Source organism: Leclercia sp. 1548 (assembly GCF_050435045.1).
Taxonomy (GTDB): domain Bacteria; phylum Pseudomonadota; class Gammaproteobacteria; order Enterobacterales; family Enterobacteriaceae; genus Enterobacter; species Enterobacter adecarboxylatus.
Genome location: NZ_JBNDJP010000008.1, coordinates 23,473 through 47,653, shown reverse-complemented (window position 1 = coordinate 47,653; position 24,181 = coordinate 23,473). Strand labels below are relative to the sequence as shown.

Here is a 24,181-nt window from a genome sequence, read left to right as displayed (position 1 = left end):
GGGGCACCATGGAACAAAGTTTAGAGTTAGAAACTAAACACTCCTCGGTATGGGGTGTCATGGTTATAGCAGGTACAGTTATTGGCGGGGGGATGTTTGCTTTACCCGTAGATTTGGCAGGGGCATGGTTTTTTTGGGGCGCGTTTATTTTAATTATTGCCTGGTTTTCAATGCTTCACTCCGGGCTGTTATTACTGGAAGCTAATTTAAACTATCCTGTCGGTTCCAGTTTTAATACGGTTACAAAAGATCTGATTGGTAACAGATGGAATATCGTAAGCGGTCTAACGGTTGCATTTGTTCTTTATATCCTGACGTATGCCTATATCTCCGCCAACGGCGCAATAATAAGTGAAACTATCGCCATGAATCAGGGGACGCACGTCAATCCCCGCATCGTGGGTGTGTGTACAGCGCTGTTTGTCGCGGCCGTGTTGTGGTTTAGCTCATTAGCCGCCAGCAGAATTACCTCGCTGTTTTTAGGCATTAAGATCATCGCCTTTATCGTTGTATTTGGATCATTCTTCTTTCAGGTTGATTACGGCATATTAAGAGATATCAACGTCACATCAGCCAGCCATACCACCTACTTCCCCTATATCTTCATGGCCTTGCCCGTCTGCCTGGCATCGTTTGGTTTTCACGGCAACATTCCCAGCCTCATCATCTGCTATGGGAAGCGGAAAGATAAGCTGATTAAAAGCCTGGTGTTTGGCTCCCTGCTGGCGCTGTTTATCTATCTGTTCTGGCTGTATTGCACGATGGGGAACATTACCCGCGACAGCTTCAACGAGATCATCTCGTCAGGGGGGAACGTCGATTCACTGGTAAAATCCTTCCTCGGCACCCGGCAGCACGGCGTTATCGAATTTTGCTTACTGGTTTTCTCTAATCTAGCCGTGGCCAGCTCCTTCTTTGGCGTCACACTGGGGTTGTTCGACTATCTTGCCGACCTCTTTAAGCTCGACAATTCACCGTCCGGTCGTCTGAAAACGATCATGCTGACCTTCCTGCCCCCCACGATCCTCTATCTGATCTTCCCGAATGGGTTTATCTACGGCATTGGCGGTGCAGGACTGTGTGCGACCATCTGGGCGGTGATTATTCCTGCGGTTCTGGCGTTGAAAGCGCGGAAGAAATTCCCGAATCAGATGTTCACCGTCTGGGGCGGCATGATGATCCCCTCGCTGGTGATCCTGTTTGGTGTCGCGGTCATTATTTGCTGGTTCGGGAATATCTTTAATTTCCTGCCGCGCTTTGGTTGAGCCAGCCTGACGTTTACACGCGGTCTATTCTGAGGTGATTTCCTGTAAGGAAATCACCTTTGTCCAAATGGCAACTCGCCACATTTCCTTTCTCCCCCTATGCTTCATGCCTGTCTTTATGGGGGTGTTATGGCTCGTTTTCTGTTTTGTAGTTTTGCGCTGGTGCTGCTTTATCCATCAGGCATTGATATGTATCTGGTGGGGTTGCCGCACATCGCCCGCGATCTGGGCGCCAGCGAGGCGCAGCTGCATATCGCGTTTTCGGCCTACCTCGCGGGGATGGCGTCGTCGATGGTGTTTGCCGGGAAGGTTGCTGACAAAGCCGGGCGGCAGCCGGTCGCCATTACCGGGGCAGTGATTTTTGCGCTCTCCTCCGTGCTGTGCTCGCTGGCAGAAGAGAGTTCGCTGTTCCTCACCGGGCGCTTTATCCAGGGTGTCGGCGCGGGCGGGTGCTACGTGGTGGCCTTTGCGATCCTGCGCGATACCTTAAGCGCCCAGCGCCGCGCCAAAGTGCTCTCCATGATGAATGGCATCACCTGTATTATCCCGGTGCTTGCGCCAGTGGTGGGCTACCTGATCATGCTGAAATTCCCGTGGCAGAGCCTCTTCTGGACGATGGCGGCGATGGGAATGCTGGTCTTTATCCTGTCGATCACGGTACTGAGAGAAACCCATCCCGGGGCACAAAACAGGGGTCATACCGCGTCGATTCCCCCGGACGAAAAGCTGCTCAACCGCTTCTTTATCAGCCGGTTGTTGATCACCACCCTGAGCGTGGCGGTGATCCTCACCTATGTAAACGTTTCCCCGGTGTTGCTGATGGAGACCTTGGGCTTCGATCGCGGGGAGTATTCCATGGTGATGGCCTTAACCGCGCTGGTCAGTATGGCCGTGTCGTTCTCGACCCCCTTTGCCCTGAATCTCTTTAAACAGCGTACATTGATGCTCACTTCACAGGTGCTGTTCCTGGTGGCCGGGGTGATTCTGGCGACGGCGAGTACCCACGCCCTGATGCTGGCGGGTATTACGCTCATCTGCGCCGGGTTCTCGGTAGGCTTTGGTGTGGCGATGAGCCAGGCGCTTGGCCCGTTCGCCCTGCGCGCCGGGGTGGCAAGCTCGGTGTTGGGTATCGCCCAGGTCTGCGGCTCTTCGCTGTGGATTTGGCTGGCGGCCATAATGGGACTCAATGCGCTGAATATGCTGATCGGGGTGCTGATTGGTTGTAGCATGCTCTGCATTCTCCTCCTTTTGCTTATCCGACCGGCAGCGCATCATGAAGAAGCCCCTCAGCAGTCTCGATCTTAATCTCCTGTTGTGCCTGCAGCTGTTGCTGCAGGAACGCAGCGTAACGAAAGCCGCGAAACGGATGAACGTCACCCCGTCCGCGGTGAGTAAATCGCTGGCGAAGCTGCGCGACTGGTTTGACGATCCGCTGTTTGTGAAGACCCCGCTGGGGCTGCTGCCAACACCGCTGACGGTAAGCCTGGAGCAGGACCTGGCCGACTGGATGCAGATTGGCAACCAGATCCTCGATAAATTCCACCATGACTCTCCCGGCGGCCTTACCTTTGAGCTGGCGGCAGAAACGCCGTTAATGCTGATCCGTTTTAACGCCCTGCTGGCGCAGGTGAACCAGCGTTATCCGCAGGCCACGGTAAAGATGCGCCACTGGGATTACGATTCGCTGGACGCCATCACTCGCGGAGAAGTCGATCTCGGTTTTACAGGGCGCGAAACGCACCCCCGCTCCCGGGAGCTGTTAAAGCTCATGCCATGGTTTATCGACTACGAAATTCTGTTCAGCGACCGCCCCTGCGTCTATCTGCGTGAAGACCATCCCGCGCTTCAGGAGGAGTGGAACCTCGAAACTTTTCTGCGTTACCCGCATATCAGCATCTTCTGGGAGCGCAGCGACACCTGGGCGCTGGATGAAGTGCTAAGAGAGATGGGGCGAACCCGTAATATCGCCATGAGCCTGCCCGGATTCGAGCAGTCCATGTTTATGGCGGCGCAGCCGGGTCATAACTACATTGCCACTGCCCCGCACTACTGCCATCACTACAATCAGCTCCACCAGCGAAAGCTGGTCACCCTGCCGATCCCCATTGATGAAGCGCAGGCCCAGAAACTTACCGTGCCTTTTACGCTGATCTGGCATAAGCGGAATAGCCATAACCCGAAAACGCTCTGGCTGAGAGAGACGATCAAGACGCTGTATAGCCCGCCGCTACGCCAGGCACCTGTTTTCGCCTGAGAAAATGTAAAGTTCCGCCGCAAAACTTTCCTTACTTCCATTTAGCCATTAAAACAATAAGTGAGTTAAGCGATAATGATGTAACCGTTTAACCTAACCACTGACCATTATCATGGAGCGAAAAATGGCTACGCATTTTGCACGAGGGACACTGACCGAGGGGCTGCAGATTTCATCCAGACTCTCTTCATCCTGTCATAACGAAGCGCGGAAGCTTCCTGAACATCGCCGAACACGATTTTTGGCTTCCCGGGCGCTGCTCGCTGAACTCTTGTTTATGCTTTATGGCACCAGCGAGCTGCCGAAGGTGATAACCGAACCCGAGGGTCGCCCTGTTTTTGCCGATCCCGAGCTTCCCCGTTTTTCCATTGCCTATGCCGGCAATATCGTGGGCCTGGCGCTGACGACAGAGGGCGATTGTGGTCTGGATATGGAACTACAACGCGCGTTTCGCGCCCCGGATGGATCCCATGCCCATGACGTCTACCCGCTCTCCAGCAACGAGAACTTATGGGTGCGTAACCAGAACGATCCCTACGAAGCCAGAGCGCAGCTGATCACCCTGCGTCAGAGCATACTTAAGCTTTCAGGCGAGGCCAGTGATTGCGCCAGCCTGCTGCAACTGTTACCTGGCTCCGGCCGTCTGCGGGCCTCCAGAGCCGGACAGGTAGAAGCTTTAAGCGACGCCGAAGACTTCCTGATCTGGTCTATCGCCGTTACTCCGGGCATTGAACGGTTAAAAATTTGGGAGTTTGACAGCCGCCTCGGATGGCACAGCCTGCCGGACGTTCCCGCCCGGGCGAACGAACCGGCCGCACGCCTGATGCGTCTGACCAGTCTTCCGGCAGAAAAAGCCATTATTCTCACCTGACCTTTCATAAAGGAGTCGTGATGTCTGATACGTTGAAGGTTGTTACGTTACTGGGAAGCCTGCGCAAGGGTTCATTTAACGGGATGGTTGCCCGCACGCTGCCGAAACTGGCGCCTGAGGGCATGGAAGTTACCGCCCTGCTGTCGATTGGCGATATTCCACTGTATGACGCGGATGTGCAGCAGGAAGAGGGTTTCCCGGCTGCCGTAGAAGCGCTGGCAGCGCAGATCCGCGAAGCGGACGGCGTGGTGATTGTCACCCCGGAATATAACTACTCGGTGCCGGGTGGCCTGAAGAACGCCATTGACTGGCTTTCTCGCCTGCCAGAGCAGCCGCTGGCCGGTAAACCGGTGCTGATCCAGACCAGCTCAATGGGGGCGATTGGTGGCGCGCGTTGTCAGTATCATCTGCGCCAGATCCTGGTGTTCCTGGATGCGATGGTGATGAACAAGCCGGAATTTATGGGCGGCGTGATTCAGAACAAGGTGGACCCACAGACGGGTGAAGTGATCGATCAGAGCACCCTGGACCATCTGACCGGTCAGCTGAGCGCGTTTGGGAAGTATATCCAGCGGGTTAAAGCGTAGGGGAAGAGTTCAGGGTGAGTGCGGCTGACGCCCTCACCCCGGTCCTCTCCCATAGGGAGAGGATGCAAACACTAAAAACAGCAACCTAAGTTGCTGTTTTTATTTTTTATTATGCATCAATAAACGCAATTTTCAGCACGAACAGCAGCGCAACAACCATCACGCACGGGCTGATTTCACGCCAGCGTCCGGTGCCCGCCTTCATCACGCAGTAAGAGATAAAGCCCAGCGCAATCCCTTCGGTGATGGAGAAGCTAAACGGCATCATCACGGCGGTAATAAATGCCGGAACCGCTTCGGTCAGGTCGTCCCACTTCACGCGCGACAGACTGGAGGTCATCAGCACGCCCACGTAGATCAGCGCGCCAGCGGCCGCATACGGCGGCACCATGCCCGCCAGCGGTGAAAGGAAGATCACCAGCAGGAACAACAGACCCACGACCACCGCGGTCAGACCGGTACGGCCACCAACGGAAACCCCGGAAGAGGACTCGATATAGGCGGTCACGGACGAGGTGCCGATAAAGGAGCCGGTTACGGAAGAGATACTGTCCACGAACAGCGCCTGCTTCATGCGCGGGAATTTGCCCTTCTCATCCGCCAGACCGGCTTTGTCGGTCACACCAATCAGCGTCCCGGAGGAGTCAAACAGGTTTACCAGCATGAAGGAGAAGATCACCCCGGCCAGGCCCAGGTTCAGCGAACCTGCCAGATCGACATGGCCAATCACGGTGGTCACGCTTGGCGGCGCAGAGACAATGCCGTTGTAGTGCACATCGCCCAACATCCAGCCCAGAAGGGTGGTAACGATAATGGAGACTAAAACCGCCGCGTGGATATTGCGTGAGGCCAGAATCGCAATGATAAAGAAGCCCAGCACGCCCAGCAGCACGCTGTGAGAGGTCAGTTTACCGATGCTGACCAGCGTTTCCGGGTTTGCCACGATCACACCGGCATTTTTCAGCCCCATCATGCCAATGAAAAGACCGATACCGCTGGTGATGCCCACACGCAGGCTAACCGGGATATTGGCAATCATCCAGTAACGCACGCGGAAAATGGTCAGGATCAGCAGGCCAACCGCGCCCCAGAAGATCGCGCCCATACCCACCTGCCACGGCAGGCCCATAGCCTGCACCACCACGAAGGCGAAGAAAGCATTCAGACCCATCGCAGGTGCCAGAGCAACCGGCAGGTTAGCGAACAGCCCCATCAGGATGCTGCCGAAGGCGGCGATCAGACAGGTAGTCACGAAGACGGCGCTGGTATCCATGCCAGCAACGCCCAGAATTTGTGGGTTCACGAAAACGATATAGACCATCGTCAGGAAGGTAGTGAAACCCGCGATCACTTCGGTGCGTGCCGTTGTGCCGTGTTCGCGCAGTTTAAACACGCGCTCAAGCAAACCCGCGCCAGAAGACTGGGTAGTGTGTTGTTGACTCATTATCTATTTCCGAACAAGGAGGGAAAATCCGTCGCTATCCTATACCAAAATGCGACAATAGGGGTGGTTGAGAAGCACTTTTTTTCATTGAATTTGCTTATACGGCAACGATTGCGTCTCAACGTAATGCGGTACGTAAACGTTAAACTTGTTAAGAAAGGGAAATGCATGTCTCAGATTGATGCGGTATTTTTCGACTGCGACGGTACGTTGGTCGACAGTGAGGTCATCTGTTCCCGGGCGTATGTCACTATGTTCCAGGAATTTGGTATCACGCTCGATCTCGAAGAGACGTTCAAACGTTTTAAAGGCGTGAAGCTCTACGAAATCATCGACATTATTAACGCCGAACACGGCGTCAGCCTCGCGAAAGCGGATTTGGAGCCTGTTTACCGCGCCGAGGTCGCACGCCTCTTCGACTCAGAACTGGAAGCAATCGCCGGGGCCAGCGCCTTACTGGATGCTATGGCTGTGCCGATGTGCGTGGTCTCTAACGGCCCGGTGAGCAAAATGCAGCACTCCCTTGGCAAGTTACAAATGCTGCACCACTTCCCGGAAAAACTGTTCAGCGGCTACGATATCCAGCGCTGGAAACCCGATCCGGCCATGATGTTCCACGCGGCGAAAGCCATGAACGTTAACGTGGAGAACTGCATCCTGGTGGATGACTCCAGCGCAGGGGCGCAGGCGGGGATCGCGGCGGGCATGGAGGTGTTTTACTTCTGCGCCGATCCGCACAACCCGCCGCTCGACCATCCGAAAGTGACCACCTTTACCGATCTGGCCCAGTTGCCAGAACTGTGGAAAGCACGCGGCTGGCACCTTACCCGCTAAAACGAATAAGCCGTAAAGCGACTCGCTTTACGGCTTTTTGCTATTTAAACAGCTTCTGGACAAATTCCGCGTAGGCAGGTCGCCAGACATCCATCTCATGGTTCAGACCCGGATACTCGTGATAATCGAATGCAATCTGGCGTTTCTCCAGCTCCTGCTTCAGCCCGGCGATATCCTTACCCGTCACCACATCTTTCTCGCCCACCACGACGGTGAAATTGCGTAGCTGCTTATTGATGGCCTGGGGATCGTTAAGTCGTGCGCTGACCCCCGCATCCGGCACCGTAGTGGTGGTCACGCCGCTAAACGTGGCCAGCCAGCCAAAGTGTTCAAGATGATTCATCCCGGAAACCAGCGCCTGATATCCACCCTGCGACAGTCCCGCCAGCGCGCGCCCTTCGGCATCATCGCGCACGTTAAACCGCTGGCTTATCAGCGGAATGATGTCGTTCATTAGCTCCCGATCGGCAGCCTGAGCATTTAGCGGGTAGAACGCTTTGCGACGCTCATTCGGTACGAAGGTTTCAGGAACAATCCCTTCAGCATCGGTTTCCGTGTCCGGTACCACCACCAGCATTGGTTTAATCTTTCCGGCCGCGAGCAGGTTATCCATGATCTGCGCGATACGACCCTGATCGATAGCCGAACGTCCCGTATCACCGAAGCCATGATAGAAATAGAGCACCGGCAGCGGCTTTTCTTTTCCGCTGTAACCCGGCGGCGTCCAGACGAACAGCTGACGCTCCGACTTGAGCGCCGACGAATGATAGGTCAGGGTAATCAGATCGCCATGCGGCACCGGGTTAACATCCAGAATACCGCCCGGTACCAGCACCATGCTGGTGTTCACCTGGCGCTGCGGCTTGGTCATCGCCGTGCCAGTATCAATGCTGCGCACGCCGTCGACGTTGAAGAAGTATTCATACAGATTGGGCTGCATTACCGGTCCTTGCCAGCTCCAGAGCCCCGAGGCGTCTTTGGTCATCGGATGGATATTTTCCGGGGTCGGAACACCCACCACCACCGATACGCTTTTTGCCATCGGAGCGAAGTAGCGAAACGTCACCGTATTGTCGGCATTAACCTGAGTGACATACTGGCTCAGTGGATGAGCAGGATCCGGAGCGGCGGGGAGATCTGCCGCAAACGCCGATGGCCCAAGAGATAAACAGAGCGTAATAACAGATAAAGCTGTTTTCATGCGTTTCATTAATAAATTCCTTAATGCGATCCGGTTACCACCAGATTTCAGCCTGCGCGCCAATGGCAAACTGATCCTTTTTTTGGTCTTCAAAGGTGAAATTATCTAAATCCGTCTCGTCCGCTTTAATATACGTTCCATAAAAACGCAGTTCCGGGCGGGAGGTCAACATACTGGTATTTACTTTGAAGGTATGGAACAGCGTGGCTTTATAGCCTGACTCATAATATTTATTGCCGGTCAGATCGGTATTTTGCTGTCTGAAATAACCCAGCTCAACGCCGGTTTGATTATATTGATCCCAGATATAGGCCGGGCGAACAACGGCGCGAATGGACTCGAAATCGGAATGGGCACCGGTTTCATAGCTGTAAATGTCATTGCCGAAGGAGTAGACCAGCGCATTGGCCATGATGATGTTATCCCGCAGATACATCTCCCCCTGCGAGGCTACCCGTACCGCCGTCCCGTTGGTATGATCGCCGTAATATCTGCCGTTGAAAGTGGTAAAGGGACTGGAACCGGCATAACGCGAGAAGCTGCTGGCAATGGAGTTATTCGCCAGCAGGACGGAAAACTCGTTGAAACCGCCCGTATCCAGTTTTTGCGTTAAGGTGGTGCCGACCATCCAGGTATCTTTCCACGGATAATAGCCGTTATTGTCCTGATTATACTTCTCGCTGGAGCTTTGATTGGCCGCGACGTAGCGCCCGCTGACCATCAGCGAGGCTTTGTCCCACAGCGGCAGCTCCTTATAACGCAGGTCGATGGTATTTGTATTCAGCTGCTGCTTGTTTTTAAGCTGACGGTCATAGTCATCCACGTCTTCACGCACCAGCGCAATATCCACCTTGCCTGGACCCACTTTCCAGTTTTCCAGCCCGACGCCCGCAGCGGCATCCGTTCGTTGGGTTTTCCAGTCCAGCATCTGGATTTCGATCTTCGGCGCGCCATGCTTCCCGACCCAGAAATCCGCCTCCGGGGCAAACGGCAGGAAGCCCTGGGTGGTGACGTACATATCGGAGAATTGCAAATAGTTCTCTCCGCCCGCGTTATCGCCAAACCAGCCGGTGGAGTACTGCTGACTCACGTTGCCATCCAGCATCACAATAGCATCGACGCGTTTATTGCCTTCGTGATAGACCCGCTGCTTAAGCTGTAAGTCGAACCAGCCGGAATATTCGTTGCCCAATCGCCCCAGCGAGCCAATAGCCCAGGATTTTGGGGCGCCATGGGATGCGGTGCCCCAGCCGGAGCGGAAGTAGCCGTTATAGCTGAAGCCAATTTCATCCTTCACGAATTTACTGAAGTCTTTCAGGGTGACAGAGGAATAACTATCCCCGGTATGGGTGTCCTCCGTTTTAACCAGTACGGCATCGGGCTTTTTCGCCGGGCTGGTGGCCTGTGTTTTGACGATCTCCTTATCCTTATATTGCTGAAGCTCTGCCTGGGTCTCTTTTAACGCCTTTTCCAGCAATTCAAGGCGCTGCTCCACCGTTAACGACGCCGCGCCAGCCTGAGCGAGAGGGGTCATCATTAAAATGGCCGAGGTAATAAGGGTTCTCCTGAACATAATACGCGTTCCTGTTTATTTATTTTAAAAATAAAAAAACCTGAAAGCGATTTACCTCCGCATGGAGATAATCACTTTCAGGTTTTGCCCGCTTAATAGCGGTAACAATCCAGTTTTGCTTAATAACGTAATTAGCGCATTAACGTATTTCTGGGGCTTGCGTTAACGTCGGAATGTTTTAAGGGAGAAGAGAAAAGAAAACAACCGGAAAAATATTGAAATGTGACTGTCGGCAATATTATTGCACGAGAGAGAAAAGAGTTATTCGCAGGGGAAATATTTAGATATTTAAATATAACGCCAGCTTAGCTGGCGTTACGGGAGGCATTACTCTTTCGGATCTTTTCCGGCGAGCATTTTGTCCAGTTCATCCCCGCCAACGTGACGGAAATCCTGGCCCTTCACGAAGTAGAAGATGTATTCGCAAATGTTCTGGCAACGGTCACCGATACGCTCGATAGAGCGGGCGCAGAACAGAGCAGTCAGGACGCTTGGAATGGTGCGCGTGTCTTCCATCATGTAGGTCATCAACTGACGCACAATGCCTTCGTACTCCTGATCGACCTTCTTGTCTTCACGATAGATACGTATGGCTTCATCCAGATCCATACGCGCAAAGGCATCCAGCACGTCGTGCAGCATCTGCACGGTGTGACGGCCCAGCGACTCCAGACTCACCAGCAGCGGCTGGTGCTGCTGGGAGAACTTCTCCAGCGCGGTGCGGCAGATTTTGTCCGCCACGTCGCCAATACGTTCCAGCTCGGCGATGGTTTTGATGATCGCCATGACCAGACGCAGGTCGCTCGCCGTCGGCTGACGCTTGGCGATGATGCGTACGCAGGCTTCGTCAATCGCCACTTCCATCATGTTGACGTGTTTGTCGCCTTCCACCACACGCTTCGCCAGCTCGCTGTCCTGGTTGTGCATCGCGGTGATGGCATCAGAAAGCTGCTGCTCTACCATTCCGCCCATGGTCATCACCTGGGTGCGGATACTTTCCAGCTCTGCGTTGAACTGGCCGGAAATGTGTTTATTAAGATTGAGATTATCCATTGCGCACTCCTGAATCAGCCGTAGCGTCCGGTGATGTAGTCTTCTGTTTGTTTCTTCGCGGGCTTGGTGAACAGATCGTCCGTGTTACTGAACTCAATCAACTCGCCCAGGTACATAAACGCCGTATGGTCTGAACAACGCGCAGCCTGCTGCATGTTGTGGGTAACGATCACCACGGTGTAATCCTGTTTTAACTCGGTGATCAGCTCTTCGATACGACCGGTAGAGATCGGATCCAGCGCTGAGCACGGCTCATCCAGCAATAACACTTCCGGGCGAATGGCGATACCACGCGCAATGCACAGACGCTGCTGCTGACCACCGGAGAGAGAGTATCCGCTCTGGTGAAGTTTATCTTTGGTTTCGTTCCATAATGCGGCCTTGGTCAAAGCCCACTGTACACGCTCGTCCATGTCGGCACGGGAGAGCTTCTCAAACAGGCGCACGCCAAAGGCGATGTTGTCATAGATGGACATCGGGAACGGTGTCGGTTTCTGGAACACCATACCCACTTTCGCACGCAGTAGGGCGATATCCTGGGTATTAGTCAGAATGTTGTCGCCATCGAGCAGGATTTCGCCTTCGGCGCGCTGCTCTGGGTAGAGCGAATACATCTTGTTAAAGGTACGCAGCAGCGTGGATTTCCCGCAGCCCGACGGACCGATGAATGCCGTGACCTGGTTCCTGGCGATATCCAGGTTGATGTTTTTCAGGGCATGGAACTTGCCGTAGTAGAAGTTCAGATCACGAACCGAAAGAATACCTGGGGCAGTATCGACCATACTCATTGACTCATTTCCTCATCCGGCGCCGCTGAGTGCCACGCCGTCAATAATTAACCGTGTTTCTTCTTCGCGAAAATAACGCGCGCCAGAATGTTCAGTAACAGTACGCACAGGGTAATAATCAGTACCCCGGCCCAGGCCAGTGACTGCCATTCGGCAAACGGGCTCATCGCAAATTTAAAGATCGTCACCGGCAGGTTGGCGATCGGCTGCATCATGTCCGTGCTCCAGAACTGATTGGAGAGCGCGGTAAAGAGCAGCGGTGCGGTTTCACCGGCAATACGGGCCACGGCCAGCAGTACGCCGGTCAGGATCCCGGAAACGGACGCTTTCAGGGTGATGGCAGAAATCATCTTCCACTTTGGCGTACCCAATGCGTAGGCCGCTTCACGCAGGCTGTCCGGCACCAGTTTCAGCATGTTCTCGGTAGTACGGATGACGATAGGCACCTGCAGCAGCGCCAGCGCAATCACCCCAGCCCAGCCGGAGAAGTGTTCCATCTGTGCCACCACGATGGTGTAGACGAACAGACCGACCACAATCGAGGGGGCAGAGAGCAGAATGTCGTTAATGAAGCGAATCACTTCTGCAATCCAGGACTTACGGCCGTACTCCGCCAGATAGATCCCCGCCATGATGCCCAGCGGCGTACCGAAAACTGTCGCCCACAGGATCAGCAGGCCGCTGCCCGCCAGGGCGTTTGCCAGACCGCCGCCCGCCGTGTTCGGTGGTGGGGTCATCTCCGTGAACAGCGCCAGCGACATGCCGTCGATACCGCGCGTCACGGTGGAGAACAGGATCCAGATCAGCCAGAACAGACCAAATGCCATGGTTGCCATCGACAGCGTCAGGGCGATGCGGTTTTTCATGCGCCGTCTGGCCTGCATTTTGCGGCGAGATTCTGCCAGCTCCACGGTGTTTTGCATTTCAAGCGTTGCCATTAGCGTGCCCCCTCATTTTTCGCGAGGCGCATGATCATCACTTTGGAGATCGCCAGCACGATGAAGGTGATAACAAACAGAATTAAGCCCAGTTCCATCAGCGCGGCAACGTGCAGGCCCGATTCCGCTTCAGCGAATTCGTTAGCCAGCGCCGAGGTAATGCTGTTACCCGGCATGTAGAGCGAGGCGCTGTCGAGCTGGTAGGTGTTACCGATGATAAAGGTCACGGCCATGGTTTCACCCAGCGCACGACCCAGGCCCAGCATAATGCCGCCAATCACCCCATTTTTGGTGAACGGCAGAACGATGCGCCAGATAACTTCCCAGGTGGTGCAGCCGATGCCGTAGGCCGACTCTTTCATCATCACCGGGGTTTGTTCGAAGACATCGCGCATTACCGCCGCGATGTACGGAATAATCATGATGGCGAGGATCACGCCTGCGGCCAGAATCCCGATACCGAATGCCGGACCGGAGAAGAGGGCGCCCACAAACGGGATGGCGGAAAGGACGTTGCCTACCGGCTCCTGGAAGTAAGTCGCGAACAGCGGCGCAAAGATAAACAGGCCCCACATGCCGTAAACGATACTCGGGATCGCAGCCAGCAGCTCGATGGCGATACCCAGCGGACGTTTCAGCCAGTTTGGTGCCAGTTCAGTCAGGAACAGGGCGATACCAAAGCTCACCGGTACGGCAATCAGCAGGGCGATAAATGAGGTCACCAGCGTGCCGTAGATCGGCACCAGCGCACCGTAGATATCGTTCGGCGCATCCCACTCTTTGGTCCACAGGAAGGAGAAACCGAATTTCTGGATGCTTGGCCAGGAGGAGAAAATCAGAGACACGATAATGCCGCCCAGCAGCAATAGCACAATCAGCGCAGCCAGTTTTACCAGCGCGCTGAAAATCATGTCACCTTTTTTACCCGGAGGGTTAAATGCAGGCTTGGTTGCAGCCATAAATTACTCTTCTGTTTGAGACGTCTTACGAATATGCCCGGTGGCGCTAACGCTTACCGGGCCTACAGGTGGAGCCGTAGGGCGGGTTAGCGCCAGCGCCACCCGCCATCTTCGTCAAAAATATCCTGTTAGTACAGCGCTTTACCGCTGCTGTCTTTCACGTTGGTTTTCCATGCAGCACGAATCTGCTCAACCACGCTGTCCGGCAGGCTCGCGTAATCCAGGTCGTTAGCCTGTTTGCCGCCATTTTTGTATGCCCAGTCGAAGAACTTCAGCACTTCAGTGCCCTGCTCTGGTTTCTTCTGATCTTTGTGAACCAGGATGAAGGTGGTGGAGGTGATTGGCCACGCGTCGTCACCTTTCTGGTTCGTCAGGTCCTGAGCGAAAGATTTGCTCCAGTCAGCGCCTTTAGCGGCGTTGGCAAAGTTCTCTTCCGTCGGGCTTACCGGTTTGCCATCAGCAGAGACCAGCTTGGTGTACGCCAGGTTGTTCTGCTTAGCGTAAGCGTATTCTACGTAGCCGATTGAGCCAGGCAGACGCTGTACGAAGGCGGCGATACCGTCGTTACCTTTACCACCCAGACCGGTTGGCCAGTTAACGGTAGAGCCGGAACCGACTTTGGATTTCCACTCTTCGTTCACTTTCGCCAGGTAGCTGGTGAAGACGAAGGAGGTACCGGAACCGTCAGCACGACGAACCACAGCGATGTTCTGCGAAGGCAGTTTCACGCCCGGGTTCAGTTTAGTGATGGCTTCGTCATCCCATTTCTTGATTTTTCCGAGGTAGATATCACCCAGAGTTTTGCCATCCAGCACCAGCTCGCCGGACTTCAGGCCAGGGATATTCACGGCCAGCACAACACCACCGATAACGGTCGGGAACTGGAACAGGCCTTCCTGCGTCAGTTTTTCATCAGACAGCGGAGCGTCAGATGCACCGAAATCAACGGTATTTGCGGTAATTTGTTTAACGCCACCGGAGGAGCCGATACCCTGGTAGTTCACCTTGTTACCAGTCTCTTTCTGGTAGGTATCAGCCCATTTGGCATACACCGGCGCAGGGAAGGTTGCACCAGCACCAGTCAGGCTTGCCTCTGCAAACACAGAGAACGCGCTCATCGATAAGGTCGCGGCGACAACAGTTGCGACAGTGGTACGCATAACTTTCATAATGTCTCCTGCAAGATTTTCGTAAATCATTGTTTAGTGGCTACGATGAGCAAAATAGGACAAACAGGTGACAGACAAATGTACGAAATATGACAGTTTTATGACAGTGAAATTTGCACCAGGAATTTAGCAAAATAAAGATTTAATATCAGCAAGTTAGATAACAACATGACAGATTTTTTTCAGAAAAATTTTCTTTCTGTGACAAAGCAAAAAGTAGCTGAAGATGACGGATTGTCATATACGGAAGCGGGAAAAAACGGATGAAAAAGCGAGCGGGGGCAGGTTAAAAAAGCTCCACCCGAAGGTGGAGCCTGAGGGGATTACTCTACGGTAACGGACTTCGCCAGGTTACGCGGCTGGTCAACGTCGGTGCCTTTAATCAGCGCCACGTGGTACGCCAGCAGTTGCAGCGGTACGGTATAGAAGATTGGCGCAATCACCTCTTCTACATGCGGCATCTCGATGATGTGCATGTTGTCGCTGCTGGTAAAGCCGGCATCCCGATCGGCGAAGACATACAGCACACCGCCACGGGCGCGCACCTCTTCGATGTTGGATTTCAGTTTTTCCAGCAGTTCGTTGTTAGGTGCCACCACGATAACCGGCATATCCGCGTCGATCAGCGCCAGCGGGCCGTGTTTCAGCTCGCCTGCGGCGTAGGCTTCCGCGTGAATGTAAGAGATTTCTTTAAGCTTCAGCGCGCCTTCCAGTGCGATTGGGTACTGATCGCCACGACCGAGGAACAGGGCGTGATGCTTGTCGGAGAAATCTTCCGCCAGCGCTTCAATGCGTTTGTCCTGAGAGAGCATCTGCTCAATACGGCTCGGCAGTGCCTGCAGACCGTGAACGATGTCGTGCTCAATCGCCGCATCCTGGCCTTTCAGACGAGCCAGTTTCGCCACCAGCATCAGCAGAACCGTCAGTTGGGTGGTGAACGCTTTAGTTGAGGCCACACCGATTTCGGTGCCCGCTTTGGTCATCAGCGCCAGATCGGATTCACGCACCAGTGAGGAACCTGGTACGTTACAGATCGCCAGCGAACCGAGGTAACCCAGCTCTTTGGACAGACGCAGTGCCGCCAGGGTGTCAGCGGTTTCGCCGGACTGGGACAGGGTGATCATCAGGCTGTTACGGCGCACAGCCGATTTGCGATAGCGGAATTCAGAGGCGATTTCCACGTCGCACGGCACGCCAGCCAGCGCTTCAAACCAGTAGCGAGAAACCATACCGGAGTTGTAAGAGGTGCCGCAGGCCACGATCTGAATATGCTCGACGTTAGCCAGCATCTCGTTGGCGTTTGCCCCCAGCTCGCTCAGATCCACCTCACCATGGCTGATGCGCCCAGTCAGGGTGTTTTTGATGGCGTTAGGCTGTTCGTAGATCTCTTTCTGCATGTAGTGACGGTAAGCACCTTTGTCACCCGCATCGTACTGCAGGCTGGATTCGATATCCTGACGCTTCACCGGCTCGCCTGCTTTATCAAAGATCGTCACGTCGCGGCGGGTCACTTCGGCAATGTCGCCCTCTTCCATGAAGATAAAGCGACGGGTCACCGGCAGCAGCGCCAGCTGATCGGAGGCGATAAAGTTCTCGCCCATTCCCAGACCGATAACCATCGGGCTGCCCGAACGGGCTGCCAGCAGGGTGGACGGGTCGCGGCTGTCCATGATCACGGTGCCGTAGGCGCCGCGCAGCTGAGGGATAGCACGCAGTACGGCTTCACGCAGCGTACCGCCCTGCGCCAGTTCCCAGTGAACCAGGTGGGCGATCACTTCGGTGTCAGTTTCAGAAACGAAGGTGTACCCGCGTGCAGTGAGTTCTTCGCGCAGCGGCTCGTGGTTTTCGATGATGCCGTTATGCACCACCACAATGTGTTCAGAGACATGCGGGTGCGCGTTGCCTTCCGAAGGTTCACCGTGGGTCGCCCAACGGGTATGGGCAATGCCTGTGCCGCCGTGCAGCGGGGTTTCTTCCGCGGCTTGTGCCAGCATGTTTACTTTACCGAGGCGACGCAGACGGGTCATGTGCCCTTCTGCATCGACCACTGCCAGACCGGCAGAGTCATAACCACGGTATTCCAGACGACGTAACCCTTCGAGAAGGATTTCAGCAATATCACGCTGCGCGACTGCGCCAACAATTCCACACATAGTTTTAGATTCCGAATAGAGGCTTTCGCCTGCGTTGTCGCTGACCTGTATGTGCCCTTTTTGGGCGCCCCGAGCCTTGTAGAGAGTGGGGTTATATTTATTAGATACTGCCTTTGGGCGGGGGATTATGTTATCCCCTCGCCCCAAACACCGCACGATCCCCCCTCCCCTTTGGGGAGCGAGTTAAGGTGAGGGGTAAATCTCTTACTTCTTCTTCACAGGGCGTTTCCAGCCTTGCTTATGAACCTGCGGCACACGGCTGATGACCAGTTCGTTTTCCGCGACATCGCGCGTAACGGTAGTGCCTGCGGCAATGGTTACACCGTTGCCGATAGTCACCGGCGCCACCAGCTGCGAATCAGATCCCACAAACACGTCGTCACCAATAATGGTTTTAAACTTGTTCGCGCCATCGTAGTTGCAGGTGATCGTACCGGCACCGATATTTACGTTGTCGCCAATCTCTGCATCGCCCAGATAGGTCAGATGCCCGGCTTTAGAGCCTTTGCCCAGACGCGCTTTTTTCATTTCGACGAAGTTGCCGACGTGTGCGCCTTCCAGCAACTCTGCCCCTGGGCGCAAACGGGCGAATGGCCCGATCGTGCAGGCGGCTTCAAGGTGGGCATCTTCTACCACGCTGTAAGGGCTGATTTCACAATCGTCGCCAATCACGCTGTTTTTGATCACGCAACCGGTGCCAATTTTGACGCGGTTACCCAGCGTGACGTTGCCTTCCAGAATAACGTTAGTATCGATCTCGACGTCGCGCCCATGATTGAGCACCCCACGCAGATCGAAACGCGCCGGATCGCGCAGCATCACGCCCGCCAGCAGTAATTTTTCTGCCTGCTCGGCCTGATAAATACGCTCCAGGCGGGACAGCTGCAGACGGTTATTCACGCCATCCGTTTCGCTGATACGCGCCGGATGAACGGCAGCAATTTCACGCCCTTCCTGATACGCCATCGCGATGATGTCGGTGATGTAGTATTCGCCCTGCGCATTGTTGTTGTTCAACTGCGAGAGCCAGCGTTTCATGTCTGCGCCATTGGCGATCAGAATACCGGTATTAATTTCCTGGATTTCACGCTGTGCGTCGGTCGCATCTTTATGCTCAACGATGCCCGTCACTTTGCCGTTTTCACGGGTGATACGGCCATAACCGGAAGGATCGTCCAGCTTAACGGTCAGCAGACCAATACCGCCCTGCGGCTTCGCAGCACGCAGACGGGCCAGCGTCTCGACGGAGATCAATGGCACATCACCGTAAAGCATCAGGATATCTTCATCGTCGGAGAAGAACGGGGCCGCCTGCTGCATAGCGTGACCGGTACCCAGCTGTTCTGCCTGTAGCACCCAGTTAAGATTGTCGTCACGCAGCGTCTGCTTCAGCAGATCGCCACCGTGGCCGTAGACCAGGTGGACCTGACTGGCACCCATTTCATTAGCTGCATCAATAACATGCTGCACCATCGCTTTCCCTGCCAGGGTGTGCAGCACTTTTGGAAGATCGGAATACATGCGGGTGCCTTTGCCTGCGGCAAGAATGACCACGCTCATTGCATTGTTCAACATACACGTCCTGACTGTAATTTGAGTGAAAAGTAAAACCCTTTGGCGTTGAAAATTCTACATATTTTGCGCCATAAAATGGAGAGGCGGTAAAACAGGCAACCTCACCGGTTGCGGGCAGTTTAACGGTTCTTTTTACAGCAGAGTAAAGGACTTTGCCTATGGAATATAGCGTCCTTTAGAGAAGTCTCCAGCCCACACAGCATGTTAGCTGTTCTTTCGCGTCATGAATAAAGCCCTTCCTAATCAAAACGCTGTTTTAATTATTGAAATATGTGACATGTAAAAAAGAAACACCGTTTTATTCTGATGATAATAGCGCTCAATTATTACTCAGGAGAATAAGATGAAGTCTAAAATACCTCTGGCCCTGATGATGTGTAGCGCCTTTTCCGCAACGGCTAACGACCAGCCTCATATCTGGAAAGCCATTGCATTTGGGCAATCAACCGATGTGAATTTTTCTTCCAACGTGCTGCCCGAAAAAATTGGCGTCAATAATGTCACTATCGACGGCAAAAAACTTCTGCCGCAGGAGAGTGCCGATCTGGCAAAAGCGATTACGCTGGAAAGTCGTGGTGGAAAAATAGCTAACTCCCACGACGGATTAACCTTTTTCTATACCGAGCTACCGACAGACGAGAATTTCGTTTTACAGGCCAACATCCGGGTCGATCAGTTTGGACCTGAGAATGGCGCAAAACCCGCTGCACAGGAAGGTGCCGGGCTGCTGGTGCGCGATGTTCTCGGCAACCCGCGTCAACAGCCGCTGAAAACCGGTTATGAAGAGTTCCCGGCGGCGTCGAACCTGGTGATGAACGCTATCATGACCCAGGATAAAAAAGATCATCAGCGAGTGAAAATGCAGGCCATCACCCGCGAGGGGATTCGCCATCCGTGGGGCGATGCCGGGGCTGCGATTAAAAAACAGAGTTATAAAGAAGAGGTGGATCTGAGCCAGACCCCCGAGTTTCGCCTCAAACTCCAGCGAACGGACGACGGGTTTATTACCGCGTGGGCACCGCTGGGCAGCGACAACTGGGTGAGTAAAAGCGTGCCACGCGCCGATCTGATTTCAGTGCAAAACCAGGAGCACTATTACGTCGGCTTCTTCGCATCACGTAATGCCAAAATCACGGTCACCCAGGCCTCGCTGACGACAACCCCTGCCCATACCGTGCCTTCAACGCCGTGGCAGGCAGAGCCGCTGCCGCTCCTGGTGCAGCTGGCTTCCGGTAACGTCAGCGCTTCCGGGGATTACCTGTTGCAGGCGCGCGCCAATGAAGACGGGGTATTCAGCGTCCGGCAAAACGAAGTGGTGATCGGTAATGAGAAAGCGGTAAAAGCAGGAGAGATGTACACCCTGCCCACCCGTCTTGAGCAGACCAGCACCTTTACGGTGGCCTTTACCCCCTCTCAGGGCACGCCGGTAAATCAGCAGCTTACCGTGGAACGCGTCGCGAACAGGAATACGGCGCTTCTCTATGCCGCACCAGACGGCAAAGCAGATGCGAAAGGCACACCCGATGCGCCGCTGGATCTCGCCACTGCCATCGCGCTGCTGGCCCCTGGCGGTAAGCTGGTGCTGAAAAGCGGCGATTACCCTCGCAGCGAGATCCCACTCTCTGCCAGCGGCAGCCGCGATAAGATCAAAACGCTGCAGGCTGAGGGTAAAGTGGTGATCCATGGTCTGCTGCTCGACGCCAGTTACTGGCACATCGAGGGAATCGATGTCACGGACAAAAGCCTGCGGGTCCAGGGTAGCCATAACCTGATCGCGCGCGTCACGGCGTATCGCAATGACGACACAGGCATCCAGATATCATCCCCTGAGAAGATCGGTCGCCCGTTGTGGGCAAGCTATAACCGGGTGGTGGATTCTGAATCATATGCCAATGAAGATCCCGGCAAGATTAACGCCGATGGCTTTGCGGTGAAGATGCGGGTGGGGGAAGGTAACCGGCTGGAGAATTGCTATGCCCACGACAACGTCGACGACGGTTTTGATCTGTTTAATAAGATTGAAGATGGGGCAAACGGCGTGGTGGTGATTGAGAACTCGGTCGCCAGCAACAATACCAGTAACGGCTTCAAGCTTGGCGGGGAAGGGCAGCCAGTGGCACACCAGATCCGCAACAGCAAAGCGACGGGCAATCATCTGGACGGCTTCACCGATAACTTTAACCCGGGCAAGCTGGTGGTGGAGAACAACCTTGCGGTGGATAACCAGCGCTTCAACTATATCTTCCGCCCGAGTCCTTACGGAGACGTAACAACACAGGGGACGTTTACCGGCAACCTGTCGATCCGTAATCAGCCAGGTGAGTATGATGATGCGGTCGTGGGAAACATTGATAACACGAATTACTTTATCGTGAAGGGTAAAAGCGTGAATACAGACGGGAAGGTGTTAGACAAGACCCAGGTTAAGGCCCTGTAACCTGAGCGGCGCTTCGCTTATCGCACTACAGTAAGCGTGGCGCCACCCGGCAGGTCAGCAATTACAGATTGAACGTGCCGAAAGAGACGTTCATGTTGCTGAAGAGGGCGATGATTTTGTTGATGGTTTTCATGATGGCATCCTGATGTTTTTGGAGTTCAGTTATGTGACATTCATCACAAAAACGAGTCTACTCCTCAACATTTTGCCGATCAATCTTTTTGTGAGCTAAATCACAAAATAATAAAACACCGTTTTAGTTTCATTTTTAGTGAAACAGAGCCATAAAAAAAGCCAGCCTGGGATCCAGACTGGCTTTCGTACTTTCAAGCCGGTGTTACATCGCTTTTTTGGTCAACTCGATAACGCGCAGTTTCGCGATCGCTTTGGCCAGCTCTGCAGACGCCTGAGCGTAATCCACGTCGCCATGAGAGCTCTTAATGTGCTCTTCTGCTTTACGCTTCGCTTCCAGAGCTCGCGCTTCGTCGAGATCCTGGCCACGAATTGCGGTATCAGCCAGTACGGTCACGCTGCCAGGTTGCACTTCAATAATGCCACCAGACAGATAGATAAACTCTTCATGACCGAACTGTTTAACGATGCGGATCATACCAGGCTTAATGGCGGTGAGCAGCGGGGCGTGTCCCGGGAAAATACCCAGTTCACCTTCGCTACCCGTTACCTGGATTTTTTCGACCAGACCAGAGAACATTTGTTGCTCTGCGCTGACGACGTCCAGGTGGTAAGTCATTGCCATATCACCCTCCGATTAAGGCGTTAAAGTTTTTTGGCTTTTTCCACGGCTTCGTCGATGGAACCCACCATATAGAACGCCTGCTCCGGCAGGTGATCGTATTCGCCTTCCATGATGCCTTTAAAGCCACGGATGGTGTCTTTCAGCGCAACGTATTTGCCCGGGGAACCGGTAAATACTTCTGCTACGAAGAATGGCTGGGACAGGAAGCGCTGGATCTTACGTGCGCGTGCTACCACCAGTTTGTCTTCTTCAGACAGTTCATCCATACCCAGGATGGCGATGATGTCTTTCAGTTCCTGATAACGCTGCAGCAGGGACTGTACGCCACGCGCGGTGTCGTAGTGTTCCTGACCTACTACCAGTGGATCCAGCTGACGGCTGGTGGAGTCCAGCGGGTCAACGGCCGGGTAGATACCCAGAGACGCGATCTGACGGCTCAGTACCACGGTTGCATCTAAGTGAGCAAAGGTGGTGGCTGGTGATGGGTCAGTCAAGTCATCCGCAGGTACGTATACCGCCTGAACGGAGGTGATAGAACCGGTTTTGGTAGAGGTGATACGTTCCTGCAGAACACCCATCTCTTCCGCCAGGGTCGGCTGGTAGCCTACTGCTGATGGCATACGACCCAGCAGTGCGGATACTTCCGTACCGGCCAGGGTGTAACGGTAGATGTTGTCAACGAACAGCAGTACGTCACGACCTTCGTCACGGAACTTCTCAGCCATGGTCAGGCCGGTCAGCGCAACGCGCAGACGGTTTCCTGGTGGCTCGTTCATCTGGCCGTAAACCAGGGATACTTTGTCCAGAACGTTGGAGTCGGTCATTTCGTGGTAGAAGTCGTTACCCTCACGAGTACGCTCACCCACGCCTGCAAACACGGAGTAACCGGAGTGCTCGATCGCGATGTTACGGATCAGCTCCATCATGTTTACGGTTTTACCTACACCCGCACCGCCGAACAGACCAACTTTACCGCCCTTCGCGAACGGACACATCAGGTCGATAACTTTGATGCCGGTTTCCAGCAGTTCCTGAGAGCTGGACAGCTCTTCATAGGAAGGTGCTGAACGGTGGATAGCCCAACGTTCTTCTTCGCCGATGTCGCCTTTCATGTCGATCGGCTGACCCAGGACGTTCATGATACGGCCCAGGGTTGCTTTACCTACTGGTACTTCGATTGGGTGCTCGAGGTCTTTAACTTCCAGACCACGACGCAGACCGTCGGAAGAACCCATGGCGATGGTACGCACAATACCGCCGCCGAGCTGCTGCTGAACTTCCAGCACCAGGCTCTCATTACCATTCTGAACCTCAAGAGCATCGTACACGCGCGGTACGGCATCCTGAGGGAATTCGACGTCAACCACGGCGCCGATTACCTGGACAATTTTTCCAGTAGCCATCTTGAATCCTCTACGAATTAACCTGGTTATACCGCGGATGCACCACCGACGATCTCGGTGAGTTCCTGAGTAATGCTGGCCTGACGAGCTTTGTTGTATACCAACTGCAGCTCTTTAATCAGGCTGCCGCCATTGTCGGTCGCGGCTTTCATCGCCACCATACGTGCGGCCTGCTCGCTGGCCAGGTTTTCTACCACGCCCTGATAAACCTGGGATTCAACATAACGACGCAGCAGGGTATCCAGCAGCGGTTTTGGATCCGGTTCATACAGGTAATCCCAGGCTTTATGCTTCAACTCTGGCTCGTCTGATGCCGGTAATGGCAGCAGCTGAGTGATGGTTGGAGCCTGAGACATGGTGTTAATAAATTTGTTGCTGACAACGTACAGCCTGTCCAGACGGCCTTCATCATAGGCCTGCAACATCACTTTTACCGGGCCGATCAGCTCGGACAGGGACGGGTTATCACCCATACCGGTCACCTGGGCGACAATATTGCCACCTACGGAATTGAAGAAAGAGACGCCCTTAGAGCCGATCATCGCGATATCGCTCTGAACGCCTTTATCGGACCATGCTTTCATATCCGCCAGCAGCTTTTTGAACAGGTTAATGTTCAAGCCACCGCACAAACCACGGTCGGTAGACACCACCAGGTAGCCCACGCGCTTAACGTCGCGTTCTTCCAGGTAAGGGTGCTTATATTCCAGATTACCGCTCGCAAGGTGACCAATCACTTTGCGCATGGTATCTGCATAAGGACGGCTGGCCGCCATACGCTCCTGCGATTTACGCATTTTGGAAGCGGCGACCATCTCCATCGCTTTAGTGATCTTTTGCGTGTTCTGGACGCTTGCGATCTTACTACGTATCTCTTTTGCGCCGGCCATGAGCTTCTCCTCAATGCCTTGCGGTCTGCC

The 24,181-nt window shown here is 54.2% G+C and carries 20 protein-coding genes; 7 read left to right on the top strand and 13 right to left on the bottom strand.

Annotated elements, in window-relative coordinates:
* Positions 1-8: 8 nt before the first annotated feature.
* The 5 genes from tnaB to ABIE02_RS19165 all read left to right on the top strand — a co-directional run bounded on the left by tnaB (position 9) and on the right by ABIE02_RS19165 (position 4,977).
* Positions 9-1,265, top strand: a complete 1,257-nt coding sequence (gene tnaB / locus ABIE02_RS19185; protein WP_151586780.1) for a low affinity tryptophan permease TnaB — start codon at positions 9-11, stop codon at positions 1,263-1,265.
* Between the two features lie 129 nt (positions 1,266-1,394).
* Entirely contained in the window at positions 1,395-2,570 is a 1,176-nt protein-coding gene (locus tag ABIE02_RS19180; RefSeq protein ID WP_164541175.1) for an MFS transporter, read from the top strand.
* Entirely contained in the window at positions 2,539-3,519 is a 981-nt protein-coding gene (yidZ, locus tag ABIE02_RS19175; protein WP_032615525.1) for an HTH-type transcriptional regulator YidZ, read from the top strand. The genes ABIE02_RS19180 and yidZ overlap by 32 nt, the downstream gene beginning before the upstream one ends.
* Before the next feature lie 124 nt (positions 3,520-3,643).
* Positions 3,644-4,390 (top strand): 4'-phosphopantetheinyl transferase family protein, encoded by a 747-nt coding sequence (locus tag ABIE02_RS19170; protein ID WP_032615523.1) that lies wholly within the window; start codon positions 3,644-3,646, stop codon positions 4,388-4,390.
* 20 nt (positions 4,391-4,410) lie between these two features.
* Positions 4,411-4,977, top strand: a complete 567-nt coding sequence (locus ABIE02_RS19165) for an NADPH-dependent FMN reductase (RefSeq protein ID WP_336995119.1) — start codon at positions 4,411-4,413, stop codon at positions 4,975-4,977.
* Positions 4,978-5,086: 109 nt separating this feature from the next.
* On the opposite strand, the gene ABIE02_RS19160 is transcribed toward ABIE02_RS19165, so the two are convergent.
* Positions 5,087-6,421 (bottom strand): NCS2 family permease, encoded by a 1,335-nt coding sequence (locus ABIE02_RS19160; RefSeq protein WP_141242333.1) that lies wholly within the window; start codon positions 6,419-6,421, stop codon positions 5,087-5,089.
* 168 nt (positions 6,422-6,589) lie between these two features.
* Here ABIE02_RS19160 and yieH point away from each other — a divergent pair, with 168 nt between their 5' ends.
* Entirely contained in the window at positions 6,590-7,255 is a 666-nt protein-coding gene (gene yieH, locus ABIE02_RS19155) for a 6-phosphogluconate phosphatase (RefSeq protein WP_032615520.1), read from the top strand.
* A 40-nt stretch (positions 7,256-7,295) separates the two neighbouring features.
* Here yieH and ABIE02_RS19150 read toward each other — a convergent pair whose 3' ends face one another.
* From ABIE02_RS19150 to glmU, 9 genes are all read right to left on the bottom strand, one after another.
* Positions 7,296-8,465 (bottom strand): alpha/beta hydrolase, encoded by a 1,170-nt coding sequence (locus ABIE02_RS19150; protein WP_373407758.1) that lies wholly within the window; start codon positions 8,463-8,465, stop codon positions 7,296-7,298.
* 25 nt (positions 8,466-8,490) lie between these two features.
* Positions 8,491-10,029: a carbohydrate porin gene (locus ABIE02_RS19145; protein ID WP_148569680.1), complete on the bottom strand. Its 1,539-nt coding sequence runs from the start codon at positions 10,027-10,029 to the stop codon at positions 8,491-8,493.
* A 327-nt stretch (positions 10,030-10,356) separates the two neighbouring features.
* Positions 10,357-11,082, bottom strand: a complete 726-nt coding sequence (phoU, locus tag ABIE02_RS19140) for a phosphate signaling complex protein PhoU (RefSeq protein ID WP_032615518.1) — start codon at positions 11,080-11,082, stop codon at positions 10,357-10,359.
* 14 nt (positions 11,083-11,096) lie between these two features.
* On the bottom strand, positions 11,097-11,870 hold the full coding sequence (gene pstB, locus ABIE02_RS19135) for a phosphate ABC transporter ATP-binding protein PstB (RefSeq protein ID WP_032615517.1): 774 nt from the start codon (positions 11,868-11,870) through the stop codon (positions 11,097-11,099).
* Between the two features lie 47 nt (positions 11,871-11,917).
* Positions 11,918-12,808, bottom strand: a complete 891-nt coding sequence (gene pstA / locus ABIE02_RS19130; protein WP_032615516.1) for a phosphate ABC transporter permease PstA — start codon at positions 12,806-12,808, stop codon at positions 11,918-11,920.
* Entirely contained in the window at positions 12,808-13,767 is a 960-nt protein-coding gene (gene pstC, locus ABIE02_RS19125; protein WP_032615515.1) for a phosphate ABC transporter permease PstC, read from the bottom strand. The genes pstA and pstC overlap by 1 nt, the downstream gene beginning before the upstream one ends.
* A 128-nt stretch (positions 13,768-13,895) precedes the next feature.
* Positions 13,896-14,936: a phosphate ABC transporter substrate-binding protein PstS gene (gene pstS / locus ABIE02_RS19120; RefSeq protein ID WP_032615514.1), complete on the bottom strand. Its 1,041-nt coding sequence runs from the start codon at positions 14,934-14,936 to the stop codon at positions 13,896-13,898.
* A gap of 323 nt (positions 14,937-15,259) precedes the next feature.
* Positions 15,260-17,089 (bottom strand): glutamine--fructose-6-phosphate transaminase (isomerizing), encoded by a 1,830-nt coding sequence (gene glmS / locus ABIE02_RS19115; RefSeq protein WP_032615513.1) that lies wholly within the window; start codon positions 17,087-17,089, stop codon positions 15,260-15,262.
* A 204-nt stretch (positions 17,090-17,293) separates the two neighbouring features.
* Positions 17,294-18,664: a bifunctional UDP-N-acetylglucosamine diphosphorylase/glucosamine-1-phosphate N-acetyltransferase GlmU gene (gene glmU, locus ABIE02_RS19110; protein WP_032615512.1), complete on the bottom strand. Its 1,371-nt coding sequence runs from the start codon at positions 18,662-18,664 to the stop codon at positions 17,294-17,296.
* Between the two features lie 343 nt (positions 18,665-19,007).
* Here glmU and ABIE02_RS19105 point away from each other — a divergent pair, with 343 nt between their 5' ends.
* Entirely contained in the window at positions 19,008-21,101 is a 2,094-nt protein-coding gene (locus tag ABIE02_RS19105; protein ID WP_336995120.1) for a right-handed parallel beta-helix repeat-containing protein, read from the top strand.
* 337 nt (positions 21,102-21,438) lie between these two features.
* Here ABIE02_RS19105 and ABIE02_RS19100 read toward each other — a convergent pair whose 3' ends face one another.
* From ABIE02_RS19100 to atpG, 3 genes are read right to left on the bottom strand one after another with little or no spacing between them, the layout of a single operon-like run.
* Positions 21,439-21,858, bottom strand: coding sequence for a F0F1 ATP synthase subunit epsilon (locus ABIE02_RS19100; RefSeq protein ID WP_032615508.1), 420 nt, complete (start codon positions 21,856-21,858; stop codon positions 21,439-21,441).
* Between the two features lie 20 nt (positions 21,859-21,878).
* Positions 21,879-23,261 carry a F0F1 ATP synthase subunit beta gene (gene atpD, locus ABIE02_RS19095; RefSeq protein ID WP_032615506.1) on the bottom strand — a complete coding sequence of 461 codons (1,383 nt, stop codon included), beginning with the start codon at positions 23,259-23,261 and terminating at the stop codon, positions 21,879-21,881.
* 26 nt (positions 23,262-23,287) lie between these two features.
* Entirely contained in the window at positions 23,288-24,151 is an 864-nt protein-coding gene (atpG, locus tag ABIE02_RS19090; RefSeq protein ID WP_032615504.1) for a F0F1 ATP synthase subunit gamma, read from the bottom strand.
* Positions 24,152-24,181 lie beyond the last annotated feature (30 nt).

Excerpts from the sequence above, each read along its gene's own strand:
- pstB (WP_032615517.1), bottom strand. The coding sequence starts at position 11,870 with ATGAGTATGGTCGATACTGCCCCAGGTATTCTTTCGGTTCGTGATCTG.
- phoU (WP_032615518.1), bottom strand. The coding sequence starts at position 11,082 with ATGGATAATCTCAATCTTAATAAACACATTTCCGGCCAGTTCAACGCA.
- pstC (WP_032615515.1), bottom strand. The coding sequence starts at position 13,767 with ATGGCTGCAACCAAGCCTGCATTTAACCCTCCGGGTAAAAAAGGTGAC.
- atpD (WP_032615506.1), bottom strand. The coding sequence starts at position 23,261 with ATGGCTACTGGAAAAATTGTCCAGGTAATCGGCGCCGTGGTTGACGTC.
- glmS (WP_032615513.1), bottom strand. The coding sequence starts at position 17,089 with ATGTGTGGAATTGTTGGCGCAGTCGCGCAGCGTGATATTGCTGAAATC.
- ABIE02_RS19150 (WP_373407758.1), bottom strand. The coding sequence starts at position 8,465 with ATGAAACGCATGAAAACAGCTTTATCTGTTATTACGCTCTGTTTATCT.
- ABIE02_RS19170 (WP_032615523.1), top strand. The coding sequence starts at position 3,644 with ATGGCTACGCATTTTGCACGAGGGACACTGACCGAGGGGCTGCAGATT.
- ABIE02_RS19105 (WP_336995120.1), top strand. The coding sequence starts at position 19,008 with ATGAAGTCTAAAATACCTCTGGCCCTGATGATGTGTAGCGCCTTTTCC.
- ABIE02_RS19165 (WP_336995119.1), top strand. The coding sequence starts at position 4,411 with ATGTCTGATACGTTGAAGGTTGTTACGTTACTGGGAAGCCTGCGCAAG.
- yieH (WP_032615520.1), top strand. The coding sequence starts at position 6,590 with ATGTCTCAGATTGATGCGGTATTTTTCGACTGCGACGGTACGTTGGTC.
- ABIE02_RS19145 (WP_148569680.1), bottom strand. The coding sequence starts at position 10,029 with ATGTTCAGGAGAACCCTTATTACCTCGGCCATTTTAATGATGACCCCT.
- glmU (WP_032615512.1), bottom strand. The coding sequence starts at position 18,664 with ATGTTGAACAATGCAATGAGCGTGGTCATTCTTGCCGCAGGCAAAGGC.
- ABIE02_RS19180 (WP_164541175.1), top strand. The coding sequence starts at position 1,395 with ATGGCTCGTTTTCTGTTTTGTAGTTTTGCGCTGGTGCTGCTTTATCCA.
- ABIE02_RS19160 (WP_141242333.1), bottom strand. The coding sequence starts at position 6,421 with ATGAGTCAACAACACACTACCCAGTCTTCTGGCGCGGGTTTGCTTGAG.
- yidZ (WP_032615525.1), top strand. The coding sequence starts at position 2,539 with ATGAAGAAGCCCCTCAGCAGTCTCGATCTTAATCTCCTGTTGTGCCTG.
- pstA (WP_032615516.1), bottom strand. The coding sequence starts at position 12,808 with ATGGCAACGCTTGAAATGCAAAACACCGTGGAGCTGGCAGAATCTCGC.
- atpG (WP_032615504.1), bottom strand. The coding sequence starts at position 24,151 with ATGGCCGGCGCAAAAGAGATACGTAGTAAGATCGCAAGCGTCCAGAAC.
- pstS (WP_032615514.1), bottom strand. The coding sequence starts at position 14,936 with ATGAAAGTTATGCGTACCACTGTCGCAACTGTTGTCGCCGCGACCTTA.
- tnaB (WP_151586780.1), top strand. The coding sequence starts at position 9 with ATGGAACAAAGTTTAGAGTTAGAAACTAAACACTCCTCGGTATGGGGT.
- ABIE02_RS19100 (WP_032615508.1), bottom strand. The coding sequence starts at position 21,858 with ATGGCAATGACTTACCACCTGGACGTCGTCAGCGCAGAGCAACAAATG.